Annotated in this window: 11 protein-coding genes and 2 pseudogenes; 2 read left to right on the forward strand and 11 right to left on the reverse strand. The window is 72.2% G+C overall.

Annotation, left to right across the window (positions count from 1 at the left end; translation table 11 throughout):
• The 9 genes and pseudogenes from ACWCSV_RS06535 to ACWCSV_RS06575 all read right to left on the reverse strand — a co-directional run.
• Positions 1-185: pseudogene (locus ACWCSV_RS06535) on the reverse strand (sulfate adenylyltransferase subunit CysD); the annotation flags it as partial.
• A complete protein-coding gene (gene cysC, locus ACWCSV_RS06540) occupies positions 182-727 on the reverse strand; it encodes an adenylyl-sulfate kinase (protein WP_451139125.1) in 546 nt (181 codons plus the stop codon). The gene cysC and the pseudogene ACWCSV_RS06535, both read right to left, overlap by 4 nt.
• Positions 728-750: 23 nt before the next feature.
• A complete protein-coding gene (locus ACWCSV_RS06545; protein ID WP_451139127.1) occupies positions 751-1,467 on the reverse strand; it encodes a phosphoadenylyl-sulfate reductase in 717 nt (238 codons plus the stop codon).
• On the reverse strand, positions 1,464-1,643 hold the full coding sequence (locus ACWCSV_RS06550; RefSeq protein WP_327178782.1) for a hypothetical protein: 180 nt from the start codon (positions 1,641-1,643) through the stop codon (positions 1,464-1,466). The genes ACWCSV_RS06545 and ACWCSV_RS06550 overlap by 4 nt, the downstream gene beginning before the upstream one ends.
• Positions 1,640-3,337, reverse strand: a complete 1,698-nt coding sequence (locus ACWCSV_RS06555; RefSeq protein ID WP_451139129.1) for a nitrite/sulfite reductase — start codon at positions 3,335-3,337, stop codon at positions 1,640-1,642. Before ACWCSV_RS06555 ends, ACWCSV_RS06550 begins: the two co-directional genes overlap by 4 nt.
• A 112-nt stretch (positions 3,338-3,449) precedes the next feature.
• Positions 3,450-3,521, reverse strand: a pseudogene (locus tag ACWCSV_RS06560) (putative leader peptide); the annotation flags it as partial.
• A 286-nt stretch (positions 3,522-3,807) separates the two neighbouring features.
• Positions 3,808-4,404: a GNAT family N-acetyltransferase gene (locus tag ACWCSV_RS06565; protein ID WP_451139131.1), complete on the reverse strand. Its 597-nt coding sequence runs from the start codon at positions 4,402-4,404 to the stop codon at positions 3,808-3,810.
• Positions 4,405-4,568: 164 nt separating this feature from the next.
• A complete protein-coding gene (locus tag ACWCSV_RS06570) occupies positions 4,569-5,864 on the reverse strand; it encodes a GAF domain-containing protein (RefSeq protein WP_451139559.1) in 1,296 nt (431 codons plus the stop codon).
• A gap of 317 nt (positions 5,865-6,181) precedes the next feature.
• Complete coding sequence (locus ACWCSV_RS06575) at positions 6,182-7,825, reverse strand: acyl-CoA dehydrogenase family protein (RefSeq protein WP_451139133.1); 1,644 nt, start codon at positions 7,823-7,825, stop codon at positions 6,182-6,184.
• 17 nt (positions 7,826-7,842) lie between these two features.
• Here ACWCSV_RS06575 and ACWCSV_RS06580 point away from each other — a divergent pair, with 17 nt between their 5' ends.
• Positions 7,843-9,108 (forward strand): YihY/virulence factor BrkB family protein, encoded by a 1,266-nt coding sequence (locus tag ACWCSV_RS06580; RefSeq protein WP_451139135.1) that lies wholly within the window; start codon positions 7,843-7,845, stop codon positions 9,106-9,108.
• 60 nt (positions 9,109-9,168) lie between these two features.
• Here the strand turns inward: ACWCSV_RS06580 and ACWCSV_RS06585 are convergent, their stop codons facing one another.
• A complete protein-coding gene (locus ACWCSV_RS06585; RefSeq protein ID WP_451139137.1) occupies positions 9,169-10,716 on the reverse strand; it encodes a 3-hydroxyacyl-CoA dehydrogenase in 1,548 nt (515 codons plus the stop codon).
• A 230-nt stretch (positions 10,717-10,946) separates the two neighbouring features.
• On the opposite strand from ACWCSV_RS06585, the gene ACWCSV_RS06590 reads away from it, so the two are divergent.
• Positions 10,947-12,173 (forward strand): acetyl-CoA C-acetyltransferase, encoded by a 1,227-nt coding sequence (locus ACWCSV_RS06590; RefSeq protein WP_451139139.1) that lies wholly within the window; start codon positions 10,947-10,949, stop codon positions 12,171-12,173.
• Positions 12,174-12,392: 219 nt separating this feature from the next.
• Here the strand turns inward: ACWCSV_RS06590 and ACWCSV_RS06595 are convergent, their stop codons facing one another.
• Positions 12,393-13,031, reverse strand: a complete 639-nt coding sequence (locus tag ACWCSV_RS06595) for a chaplin family protein (protein WP_451139141.1) — start codon at positions 13,029-13,031, stop codon at positions 12,393-12,395.
• Between the last annotated feature and the right edge of the window lie 593 nt (positions 13,032-13,624).

Here is a 13,624-nt window from a genome sequence, read left to right on the forward strand (position 1 = left end):
AAGGCCTTCAGCGCGAGGTGGAGCATCACGATGGAGTCCTTGCCGCCGGAGAACAGGATCACCGGCCGCTCGAACTCCCCCGCCACCTCACGGAAAATGTGCACCGCCTCCGACTCCAACGAGTCCAAGTGGCTGAGCGCGTACGGGTGGACGGTGCCTTCCGGCACGGTGGCGACGGACGTCACGCCAGGCCCCTCTCGGTGAGCAGCGCGTGGAGCGCGCTTGCGGACTCCTGCACGGTCTGCTGGTGCGACTCGATGCGCAGGTCGGGTGATTCGGGCGCCTCGTAGGGGTCGTCGACCCCGGTGAGCCCGCTGATCTCGCCCGCGGCCTGCTTGGCGTACAGCCCCTTCACGTCACGCACGGAGCACACCTCGACGGGGGTGGCCACGTGCACCTCCAGATAAGGGGTGCCCTCGGAGTGGTGCCGCTTGCGGACGGCGTCACGACTGTCCGCGTACGGAGCGATCACCGGAACCAGCACCTTCACGCCGTTCGCCGCGAGCAGTTCGGCGACGAAGCCGATCCGCTGCACGTTCGTGTGGCGGTCCTCGCGGGAGAAGCCGAGACCCGCGGAGAGGAACTCCCGGATCTCGTCACCGTCGAGGACCTCCACCCGGTGGCCGCCGTTCTTCAGCCGGCCCGCGAGTTCGTACGCGATGGTGGTCTTGCCCGCGCTCGGCAGACCGGTCAGCCAGACGGTGGCTCCCGTCTCCGTCACGCTCATCGATATCTCCTGATCAGTCGTCATCAGCCGTGCAGCCCGCACTCGGTCTTGCCCCGCCCCGCCCAGCGGCCGGCGCGCGCGTCCTCGCCCTCCAGCACCCGGCGGGTGCAGGGGGCGCAGCCGACAGAGGCGTAACCGTCCATCAGCAGCGGGTTGGTGAGCACCCCGTGCTCCAGCACGTAGGCGTCCACGTCGTCCTGCGTCCAGCGGGCGATCGGCGAGATCTTCACCTTGCGGCGCTTCGCGTCCCAGCCGACCACCGGGGTGCCGGCCCGGGTCGGGGACTCGTCGCGGCGCAGTCCGGTCGCCCAGGCCGTGTAGCCGGTCAGCCCCTCTTCGAGCGGCTTCACCTTGCGCAGCGCGCAGCAGAGGTCGGGGTCGCGGTCGTGCAGCTTCGGGCCGTACTCGGCGTCCTGCTCGGCCACCGACTGCCGGGGCGTCAGCGTGATGACCTTCACGTCCATCACCGCCTCCACCGCGTCCCGGGTCCCGATGGTCTCGGGGAAGTGGTAGCCGGTGTCGAGGAAGACCACGTCCACGCCGGGCCGGGCCCGGGACGCGAGGTGGGCCACCACGGCGTCCTCCATCGAGGAGGTGACGCAGAACCGCTCGCCGAAGGTGTCCGCCGCCCAGCCGAGGATGTCCAGCGCCGAAGCGTCCTCCAGCTCCCGGCCCGCCCGCTCGGCGAGTTCTTCGAGCTCGGCGTCGGTGAGCCCACCGGCCCGCAGAGTGTCCGTCATGTGCGTTCCCCTTCCGCTCCGTCACGCACCAGTCCCTGGGTCAGCAGGCCCAGGAACTTCAGCTGGAACGCGCGGTTGCAGGACGCACATTCCCAGGCGCCGTGCCCGGTCTCGTGCGGGCGCAGATCCTCGTCGCCGCAGTACGGGCAGTAGAACGGCGCGGCTCGCTCGCTCATGACAGCGACTCCGCGGTGGCCCGCGCCGCCCAGGTGGCGAAGCGCTCGCCCTCTTCGCGTTCCTCCTGGTAGCGGCCCAGCACCCGCTCGACGTAGTCCGGCAGCTCGGCCGAAGTGACCTTCAGGCCGCGGACCTTGCGGCCGAAACCGGCCTCCAGGCCGAGGGCGCCGCCCAGGTGCACCTGGTAGCCCTCCACCTGGTTGCCGTCGCCGTCCAGCATCAACTGGCCCTTGAGACCGATGTCCGCGGTCTGGATACGGGCACAGGCGTTGGGGCACCCGTTGATGTTGATGGTGAGCGGCTCGTCGAACTCCGGCAGTCGGCGTTCCAGTTCGTCGATGAGCGAGGCGCCGCGCGCCTTCGTCTCGACGATCGCCAGCTTGCAGAACTCGATGCCGGTGCAGGCCATCGTGCCGCGCCGGAAGGACGAGGGGCGGACCTGGAAGTCCAGCGCCTCCAGCCCTTCGACCAGCGATTCGACCTGGTCGGGCGCCACGTCGAGGACGATCATCTTCTGCTCGACGGTGGTGCGCAGCCGGTCCGAACCGTGCGCGGCCGCGAGGTCCGCGATCTTGGTGAGCGTGGCACCGTCCACCCGGCCGACGCGCGGGGCGAAGCCGACGTAGAAGTTCCCGTCGTTCTGCTCGTGCACGCCGATGTGGTCGCGCCAGCGGGAGGTGGGCTGCGCGGGGGCGGGACCGTCGAGCAGCGGACGCTTGAGGTACTCGTCCTCCAGCACCTGGCGGAACTTGGCGGGACCCCAGTCGGCCATCAGGAACTTCAGCCGGGCGCGGGTGCGCAGCCGGCGGTAGCCGTAGTCGCGGAAGATCCCGACGACCCCGGCCCACACGTCCGGCACCTCGTCCAACGGCACCCAGGCGCCGAGGCGTTCGGCGAACCGCGGGTTGGTGGAGAGACCGCCGCCGACCCAGACGTCGAACCCGGCCCCGTGCTCGGGGTGTTCGACACCGACGAAGGCGATGTCGTTGATCTCGTGGACCACGTCCTGGACCGGCGAACCGGAGATCGCGGTCTTGAACTTCCGGGGCAGGTTGGAGAATTCCTTGGTGCCGATGTACCGCTCGTGGATCTCGTCCACCGCCGGCGTGCCGTCGATGATCTCGTCGGCCGCGATGCCCGCCACCGGTGAACCGATGATCACGCGGGGGCAGTCGCCGCAGGCCTCGGTGGTGGAGAGCCCGACGGCCTCCAGCTTCTCCCAGATCGCCGGGACGTCCTCGATGGCGATCCAGTGCAGCTGGATGTTCTGACGGTCCGTGATGTCCGCGGTGCCGCGCGCGTACTGCTGGGAGATCTCACCGATCACCCGCAGCTGGGCGGAGGTCAGCCGGCCGCCGTCGATGCGTACGCGGAGCATGAAGAAGCGGTCGTCCAGCTCCTCCGGTTCCAGCACGGCGGTCTTGCCGCCGTCGATGCCGGGCTTGCGCTGGGTGTACAGACCCCACCAGCGCATGCGTCCACGAAGGTCGTTCGGGTCGATCGAGTCGAAGCCGCGCTTGGAGTAGATGTTCTCGATGCGGGCGCGCACATTGAGAGCGTCGTCGTCCTTCTTGAACTGCTCGTTCCCGTTGAGGGGGGTGTAGTGCCCCATCGCCCACTGGCCCTCGCCGCGGTGGCGTCCGGCCTTGCGGCGAGGCGTGGTGGTCGCAGGCTGTTCAGGGGTAGCGGCCATGACAATACGTCCTTCGGGACTGCGGGAGGGCGGCTCTGAGCTGCGCACTCGCGTGGACGCGGTGGTGCGACGGGGCTTGCAGAGGAAAGGGAGCGCGGCGGTGCTGGGACTCTCAGCCCGCCGGACAGATGGCGCTGGACATGCGGCAGAGGTCGACGTGACGTCGACTCACCAAGGCAATTCCAGTTCCAGACATGACGGAAGCGTGTCACGCGCATCTCCGGCCAGTCCATAGCTATCCATCATGCGGACGAGATCGTCTCGTACAATGAGATGATGTGGCTTGCATCACCCGTGCGCACCTCTGTTGGATCCCCATCGGTCACGCTATGTCCCAAAAGTTCCACGGGCCCTGCACCGGACGGGTGTTCAGTTGGTGGACGCCCAGTTCAGCCGGGGTGGGTGCGCCGGGGATACGCCCGGATGCGCCGGAGCGCGCGCCGGGACGCTCCGGCGCGCGCCCCGCCCACTCACGCGGGGAAGGCCCCCGGCCACGGCCCGGGGGTGGCCACCTCGGGCTCCGGTGCGACCTTCGTGTCGAAGAGCCGGAACCCCCGGCGCTCGTAGTTGGCCAGGGCGTGCGGACCGTCCAGCGAGCAGGTGTGCACCCACACCTTGCGGGTCGCCTGCCGCCCGGGCCACCGCTCGGCGAGATCCCACGCGCGCGCGACGCCCACACCGAGCAGATGACCGCCGATCCGGCGCCCGCGGAAGGCGGGAAGGAGACCGAAGTACATGATCTCCACGACACCGTCGTCCTGCGGGTCCAGCTCGATGTACCCGGCGGGCGTCCCGTTCACGTACGCCACCCATGTCTCGGCCCCCGGCCGGTCCACGATCTCCTGCCACTGCGTGTACGTCAGGCCGAGCCGGTCCGTCCACAAGACGTCCCCGCCGACCGCCGTGTAGAGGAAGCGGCTGAACTCAGGCGACGGCACCTCGGCACGGACGATCGTCACGTCGCCGTCCGGCTCCTTCGCGGGTTCGAGATCGGTGGGGGCGGTCTGCTCCAGGGACCAGGTGGTCACATCGACGGTGGGGGCGGTGGGGCGATCGGGGCTGTTCATGGGCGTCAGGCAACCATGACGGCCGCCGGGGAGGGGAGGCGGGGGCCCCGGACTCGCCGGAGCGGGGCGCCCTCCGGAGTGCTCGGGGTGTCCGCGTCCGGAGCGTCTTCCGGGACTTCGGGGTGTGCTCCGCGGCGCCCGGGACGCCGGGAACGTCCTCGCCCTCAGGAGCTCCGCGGCGCCGCCCTGGCCCGTACCACCACCGGCGCGGTCGAGTGCGGCAGCAGATCGGCCGGTTCCTCCGGGTGCACGACCTCGACGTCGACCCCCTCCCGGAAGCGGTACGGGCGGTGGGCCAGCACCTCCGCGAGGTGACGGCGCATCCGCGACATCTCGGCGCGCACCGTCACCGTGCGGGTCCCGTCGCCGAAGATCTCCGCCGCCAGCTCGGAGGCCGTACACCCCTCCTTGCGCAGCGCCAGCGCGTACAGCATCTCCGCGTGCCGGGGCGAGAGCCGCTGCGTCCAGGTCCCCACCGGCCCCGCCACGTGCACCACCGGCTGCCCGGCCCGCCCCAGGTCCAGCACCACCCGGCGCGGCGGCCCGTCCGAGGCGTTCTGGGACGCCCCGTCCACCACCTGGACCAGCCAGCCCCCGGGCAGCGGCTCCACCCGGCACATCCCCAGCGACGGGAACCACGCCCGGCCGAGGGCGAGCGACTTGGGCAGCGGCAGCCGGTCCACCGGCGGCATCCCGGCCACCGCCGCCAGCCACCCGTGGGTGTCCACGGCGAGAGCCCGGCCGCCGATCCGGCAGAGGATCGGGGCCGCGACGGACCGCAGCCGCTCGATCGTCGCCAGGTGACGGTTGCGTATCTCGCTCTCGGCGAGCCTGGCCACCGAATCCACCAGGGCCAGCGTCGCCGGGTGGAAGGTGGACTCCGGACCGCTGACGTCGACGACGCCGATCAACCGCCCGTCACGCGGGTCGCGCACGGGGGACGCGGCGCAGGTCCAGCTTTGCAGGACGTCCACGAAATGCTCCGCGGAGTGCACCCGAACGGGGGTACGCGCGGCCAGCGCCGTACCGATCGCGTTGGTTCCCCGCACCGGCTCGGTCCAGGTGGCGCCCTCCTCCAGCCGGATGCCTCCCGCCCGCCGCATCACGGACCGGTCGCCCTGCCGCCAGAGCACGCGCCCCTGCGCGTCGCAGACCACCATGATCTGCCGGCTGCTGTCCACGAAGGAGGCCAGTCCCTCGCGCAGCAACGGCATCACCGCGCCGAGCGCCGTGGAACGCCGCTCGTGCTCGATCTCCTCGGCCCCCATCAGCGCACCGTCCGGCGCACGCTCCGGATCGACCCCGCTGCGCAGCGCCCGGGACCAGGAAGCGTCGATCTCCGCCCGGGGCGCCGGACCGGTACGACGGCCCGAGAGCCGCGCCTCGCGGGCCCGGCGCAGCGCGCGTACCGCGTCGGCGGGCGCCGGCGGGGGCGTTCGGGCAGGGCCTGTCTCCCTCACTGGTTTCACGAGTTCTCCCCCACACAAGGTGCCTCGGGCCCCGGTCGAGGTCCCAAGGTACTCATCCTGTCGCCGGCGGGGCCCGCGCGTTCCACGTGCCCGCCCGGCTTGCAACCCTTTGCAACTCTGGCCAAGCCTCGGGCAAAGGGTGAGAATGTGTCCACACCGTTCGGCGCGGCCTCGCGTCGGCGCCGCCCGGTGCAGCACCGGCGGGGAGGGTGGTGCCGTGTCGGCGCAGCACCACCCTCCTTCGCTGTCCCCGGCGGCCCCGCGACCGCCTGTCGGCGAACCCCGGCACTCCGACGGCGCGAGCCGGCTCAGCGCACGTCCACGACCGGGCGTGCCCGGCGGACGACGGACGCCAGGTCGAGCGTGTGCGGCAGCGTCCCGAACGCCGAGCCCCAGTCGCCGCCCAGCCGCGAGGCGCAGAACGCGTCGGCGACCTCCGGCGGCGCCCAGCGCACCAGCAGCGACCCCTGGAGCACCAGCGCCATCCGCTCGACGATCCGCCGGGCCCGCGCCTCGACCCCGTCCAGATCGGCCAGTTCGGTCAGCAGGTCCTTGATCGCCCCGTCCAGCCGGTGATCGGCCCCCCGCGCCTTCCCCACCTCACGCAGCAGGGCGTCCAGCGCCCTCGGCTCCCGCTGGAGCGCGCGCAGCACGTCGAGGGCCTGCACATTGCCCGACCCCTCCCAGATCGAGTTGAGCGGCGCCTCGCGCAGCAACCGGGGCATACCGGACTCCTCGACGTACCCGTTGCCGCCCAGGCACTCCAGCGCCTCGCCCACCACCGCGGTGCACCGCTTGGTCACCCAGTACTTCGCGGCCGGCACGGCGAGACGCAGGAACGCCCGCTCCTCCTCGGTGTCGGCGTCGTACGCGGCGGCCAGCCGCATCCCCAGCACCGTCGCCGCCTCCGACTCCAGCGCCAGGTCGGCCAGCACGTTGCGCATCAGCGGCTTCTCGATCAGCAGCCCGCCGAACGCGCTCCGGTGAGTGCTGTGGTGGATCGCCTGCGCCACCGCCTGCCGCATCAGCGCGGCGGAACCGACGACGCAGTCCAGCCGGGTCGCCGCGACCATCTCGATGATGGTGCGCACCCCCCGGCCCTCCTCACCGACCCGGCGGGCCCACGTCCCGTCGAACTCGACCTCGCTCGAAGCGTTGGACCTGTTGCCCAGCTTGTCCTTGAGCCGCTGGATCGCGAACACGTTCCGGGTCGCGTCCGGCAGCATCCGGGGCACCAGGAAGCAGGTGAGACCGCCCGGGGCCTGTGCCAGCACCAGGAAGCCGTCCGACATGGGCGCGGAACAGAACCACTTGTGCCCGGTGAGCAGGTACTCGCCCTCGGCGGCGAGCGGCTCGGCCCGGGTGGTGTTGGAGCGGACGTCCGTACCGCCCTGCTTCTCCGTCATCCCCATCCCGAAGAGGACCCCGGACTTCTCCGTGGCGGGCCGCAGCCCCTCCTCGTACACGTGCGAGGTCAGCAGCGGCTCCCACACCGCGGCGAGCGCCGGGTCGGTACGGAGCGCGGGCACCGCGGCGTGCGTCATCGACAGCGGGCAGCCGTGCCCCGCCTCGGCCTGCGTCCAGACCAGGAAGCCCGCCGCGCGCCGCACATGGCCGCCCTCCCTGCCCCAGGCGTCCGTGAGCCCGCCGGTCACGGCGTGACCCAGCAGACGATGCCACGACGGATGGAATTCGACCTCGTCGATCCGGTGCCCGTATCGGTCGTGGGTGCGCAGTTTCGGCGGATTCTCGTTCGCCTGCGCCCCCCACTCCTGCACCTGGGCCGATCCGGCCGCCTGCCCGAGCGTGCTCAGCTCCTGCCGGGCCCCGGGCAGGACTCCGGGGGCGAGATGTCGTTCCACCGCTTCGGACAGGGCGCGGTCGGCGCCGAAGACGTCGTAGCCGACCAGCGGCGGTACCTGATTGGTCACTGTGTGGGTGGTGGCTGCCATGCCGATACGGTAAGGACGTGCAGGCAGCAAATGAAACACCCGAGCGGAGATCGAGCCGGCTCCACCGTGCCCGAGTTCTCTACCGCAACGTCTCCAAGCGGCAGATGGCGTGGCATCTGCTCAAGGACACCGTCAACTCGTGCATGGAGTACCGCATCCTGGGGCTCGCGGCCGAGGCGGCGTTCTTCACCCTGCTGTCCCTGCCACCCCTGCTGCTCGGGCTGATCGGTCTCCTCGGGTACGTCGACGACTGGACGTCCACCACCACGGTGGCCTCCATCGAGCGCAACATCCTCGACGCCGCGCAGACCGTCCTCTCCGAGCGCGGCGTCAACGACTTCGCCAAGCCGCTCCTGGACGACATCACCCACGGGGCCCGCCCCGACGTCATCTCCATCGGCTTCGCCATCGCCCTGTGGTCGGGATCCCGCGCGGTGAACGTCTTCGTCGAGACCATCACCGTGATGTACGGACTCGACGGCCAGCGCGGCATCGTCAAGACCCGCCTGCTCGCCTTCCTGCTGTACGTCGTCGCCCTGCTGCTGGGGGCCGTGGTGCTGCCGCTGCTGGTGGCGGGCCCGGACCGGGTCATCGAGCTGGTCCCCTGGGGCACCGAGGTCCTCGCCGTCCTGTACTGGCCGCTGGGCATCGTGCTGACCATCGCCTTCCTGACCACCCTCTACCACGTGTCCGTCCCCGTCCGGTCGCCGTGGATCGAGGACGTCCCGGGGGCACTGGTGGCCCTGGCGATGTGGGTGATCGGCAGCTTCGTCCTGCGGTTCTACCTGACCAGCACCGTCGAGGGCCCGACCATCTACGGTTCACTGGCCGCCCCCATCGCCGTACTCCTGTGGATCGGCGTCTCCGCCTTCGCGGTGCTCGTCGGGGCCGCGGTGAACGCCGCCATCGACCGGGTGTGGCCGTCCCTGGCCACGGCCGCCGCACGCGAGGCCAACGACCTCGCCCGTGCCGCCCAGGCCGCCGAGTTCGTGGCCCGGACCCGGCCCTCGGCCTGGGCGATGTACGCGGACGACGAGGACGGCGCCGACGAGGGCGGCGACATGCCCTCCGAGTTCCCCGAGCGCTGGTCCCGCTTCCTCCCGCCGGACGACCTGAAGTCCCGGCTGCACGCGGCCTGGGACAAGGAGCCGAGGGAGACGAAGGAGCACAAGTCCCACCGCGACGACAAGGCGCACTGGGACGACAAGGCGGACCGGGAGCCGACGGACTCCGCGGACGGCCCGGTCGGCGGCTCCACCTGGCGGCCGGGGCCGCCGGATTAGGACCGGAGACGGGCGTTCCGGACGCGTCAACCGCCTGAACCGCCCCCGAACGCCCGCCTCTCAGCAGTCCTCCGGGTCCGTCCCCGGATCGGTCAACGACAGCCCCAGCTGAGCCCGTTCGGTGACCCAGCGGGTCGGGCGGTGGCGCGGATCGCCGGTCGTGGCGTACAGGGCCCGGCTCAACTCCCGCATCCGTACCGCTCCGACCCGGTCGCCCCAGGCCAGCGGGCCCTCGGGATAGCCGAGCCCGGTGGTGACGGCGAGGTCGATGTCGGCCGGGGTGGCGAGCGACCGCTCCGCGATGGACGCCGCGACCGAGACCACGGAGGCCAGCAGCCGCTGGGCGACGGAGCCGGCCGTGTCCCGTACCACCGACACGGCGTGCGGCTCGGTGCCGTCGGCCGCCCGGGCCAGCACCGCACGGGCGTCCCCGGCCGCCACCGGATCGCCCGCCGGGGTCACCGCCAGCACCCTGCGCCGGGCCGCCGGGGGCAGCGGATCGACCCCGAAGGTCCGCTGCGGCGGCAGCCCCTGCTCGGCGACCGCCGCCGCGACGGTGGTGCCCCAGACCGGTACCAGCACCACGGCGCGCGGGGACGGCGCCGCACCGCGTTCGATCCGGGCCCCCGCCGCGTCCAGCGAACCGAGCAGGGCCGCGGTGTACGCGTCACCGGCGGACAGGTCCCCGGCCGCGAGGAAGACAGGCCTCCCCGCGTCGCCGGTCACCGGCCGCTCCGGGGCGGGGCCGCTCGCCCCCGGGGTCCCGTATCCGTACCAGCCCCGGTCCGTCTTGCGGCCGTGCAGCCCCGCGGCCACCCGGTTCGGAGTGAGGTAGGAGGGGCGGAGCCGGTCCTCGTGGCGGAAGCCGGTCCAGATCGAGTCGATGACGGCGGCCGTCACATCCAGCCCGGTGAGGTCCATCAGTTCGAACGGGCCCATCCGCAGCCCCAGGACGTCCCGGGCGATCCGGTCGATGTCCGCCGGACCCGCCACCGACTCCTCCAGCAGCGCCAGGGCCTCCGTCACCAGCCCCCGCCCCGCGTGGTTGACGAGGAACCCCGGGGTGTCGGAGACAGTCACCGCACGGTGCCCGCACCCCTCCACCAGCGAGGTGAGGGCCGCCGGGATCTCCGGCCGGGTGGCCGCCCCCGGCACCACCTCCACGATCCTCATCAGCGGCACCGGGTTGAAGAAGTGCAGCCCCGCCAGACGCGAGGGATCGGTCAGCGTCGCCGCGATGCGGGTCACCGACAGCGAGGAGGTGTTGGTCGTGAACACCGCGGACGAGGGCAGTACCCGCTCCAGCTTCCCGAACACCTCGGCCTTGGTCTCCAGGTCCTCCCGCACCGCCTCGACGACCAGCTCCACCCCGGGCCCGGCCGCGAACGGGTCGTCCAGCGGCACGATCCGGTCCGCCGCCGCCGCGGCGTCCGCCGCGCTCAGCCTCCCCCTGGCCACCGACCGCTCCAGCATGGACCGTACGTGGCCGAGGGCGTCGGCCACCGCCTCCGGCCGCACGTCCGCCAACTCCACGGTGTGCCCGCCCGCGGCGGCCCACTGCGCGATACCCCGGCCCATCGCTCCGGCGCCGACGATCCTGATCCGCATGACAGAGGGTCCTTCCGACGACGGGTCCGGGCGGCCCCAGCGTAGACAGCCCCGGTGGACCGGGCCGGGACGGGGCCTGGATCCGGCCCGGTGGCGTACCTCACCGTGACCGGCGTCATGGAGCGGCGTGCGCCACCCGCATACCCTCGGGCCGAAGAACACCGCGCCACCCCGCAGTTGCCCGCGTACGCCGTCCCGGCCGCGAGCCGTCCCCGTAGAGAGGTCCCACCGTGACCGACCCGCTCGACGTCGTCGTCTGCGAACCGCTGCGCACCCCGATCGGCCGTTTCGGCGGCTCGTTCGCGCAGTCGGCCCCCGCCGCCCTCGCCGCACGCCTCGTCTCCGAGATCGTCGCGCGTACCGGCGTCGACCCGGAGCGTATCGACGAGGTCATCCTCGGCCACGCCTACCCGACCTCCGAGGCACCCGCCATCGGCCGGGTCGCCGCACTCGACGCGGGGCTCCCCGTCACCGTCACGGGTACGCAGATCGACCGGCGCTGCGGCTCGGGCCTCCAGGCGGTCCTGGACGCGGCGATGCAGATCCGCGCGGGCTTCAGCGAGGTCGTGATCGCGGGCGGGGTCGACGTCATGAGCGCCGCCCCCTACTACACCCACGACGGGCGCTGGGGCATCAAGGGCCCCGGCCTCCAGCTCCACGACTCCCTCGCGCGCGGCCGGGCCACCGCCGGCGGCCTCCACCACCCCGTCCCCGGCGGCATGATCGAGACGGCCGAGAACCTGCGGCGGACGTACGGGATCAGCCGCGAGGACCAGGACGCGCTCGCCCTGCGCTCCCAGCGGCGCGCCGCCCAGGCCGCCGCCGAGGGCCGCTACGACGCGGAGACCGTCCCCGTCACCGTCCGGACCCGCAAGGGCGAGCGGACCGTGTCCGCCGACGAGCACCCCCGCCCCGACACCACCGCCGAGCAGCTGGCCGCGCTGCGACCGGTGCTGGGGAAGTCCGACCCGGAGGCGACGGTCACCGCCGGCAACGCCAGCGGCCAGAACGACGCCGCTGCCGCCTGCCTGGTCACCAGCGCCGCCACCGCCGAACGCCTGGGCCTGACCCCGCTGGTGCGGCTCGTCTCCTTCGCCCGCGCCGGTGTCCCCGCCTCGACCATGGGCATCGGCCCGGTGCCCGCCACCCGGACGGCACTGCAGCGTGCCGGACTCACCCTCGCCGACCTCGACCTCATCGAGATCAACGAGGCGTTCGCCGCCCAGGTCCTCGCCTGTACCCGCGAGTTGGGCCTCGGCGAGAAGGACCACGAGCAGCGGATCAACGTCAACGGCTCCGGCATCTCCCTCGGCCACCCGGTCGGCGCCACCGGTGCCCGCATCCTGGCCACGCTCAGCCGTGAGATGCACCGGTCCGGGGCCCGGTACGGCCTGGAGACCATGTGCATCGGCGGCGGCCAGGGCCTCGCCGCGATCTTCGAACGCGTCACCGGCTGACCGGCCGCACCGGCTGACGTACGTCCCGGACACCGGATCCAGACGTGCGCACCGGATCCACCGGATCCAGGCGTACGCACCGGATCCACCGGATCCAGGCGTACGCACCGGATCCACCGGATTCGGACGGACGCACCGGACACCGGATCCACCGAAGACGACGGAAGGCCCGGCCGGGGAGCGGACACTCCCCGGCCGGGCCTCACCTTGAGACGTACGTCAGTTGCGCGCGTCCCGGGCGCGACGCATCAGCAGCACCCCGCCGAGCAGCATCGCGGCGCTGGTGCCGGCGGCCAGGCCGGTCTGGGCCGCACCCGTCTCGGCCAGCTCCGGCGGAGCGGGTGCGACGGGGGTACCCGACGGCGGCTCGTCGGCCGGGGGCTCCTCCGCCGGGGGCTCCTCCGACGGAGGCTGGTCGGTGGGCGGCTGAGCGGTGGGGGGCTGGTCGGTGGGGGGCTGGTCCACGGGCGGCTGGTCGACCGGGGGCTGGTCCACGGGGGGCTGGTCGACCGGGGGCTGGTCGACGGGGGGCTGGTCGACCGGGGGCTGGTCGACGGGCGGCTCCACCGGCGGCAGATCGATGGGCGGCAGGTCCACCGGAGGCAGGTCGGGGGTGTCCGCGTTGGCGCAGGTGTTGCCGAAGGCCGGGTTGAGCAGCGCGATGACGTTCACCGTGTTGCCGCACAGGTTGACCGGGACGTGGACGGGGACCTGGACCACGTTTCCTGAGCCGACGCCGGGGGAGTTGACCGCCGCACCCGACGCGCCGGCGTCGGCGTACGCCTGGCCGCCGGCGACGGAGAGGAGCCCCGTGGCGGCGGCGATGAGCAGCGTGTTTTTCTTCAGAACCTGTCGCATTTCCTGCTCTTCCTTGGAAATTTCCGTATGAGTGGACTCGTCCGAGGAATGACCGGACGGGCTTCACTGGGCGACCGGGGCCGGAGACCTTGGCGGGGCAGTCGTCCCACGTGCGCGCTGGATAACAGCCCTAACGAAACGCGCACGTGATGGAAACTCGGAGATGTGCGGGAAAGTTTTTCTCACTCGAACGGGTTGCATGTGAACGCGGTGAATGACGCGCTGTCCGAAAGGGCTGCTCCAACAGTCCTTCCCTGGAGGCGTGTTCCGTGCGGCGTTCCCTCGCCGCCCGCGGCTGGTCCAGGTGCACCGCGGGTGCAAGGTCCATGACGAATGCCCCGGGATTGCCGGTGGGCGTCAAGCGCATCAAGGGGGCCCGTGAGTCCGGGTGAACCGCGACCGTCGGGGCCGGGCGTGCGCCGGTCGGGCTCGTACGCGTGGTCGGGTGCCCACTCGGACGGGCAGCAATTCCTGAATTGCCGCAGGTGGGCGAGGCGGTTGCCGGGCAATCGGGTGAATGCGGAGAACCAAAGCCCGGGCAGCGAGTTGATCAGGCCGCTCCTCCACGGGGCAACGAGTACGAGAAGGGTTAA

The sequence above is a fragment of the Streptomyces sp. NPDC001770 genome, from assembly GCF_053596135.1.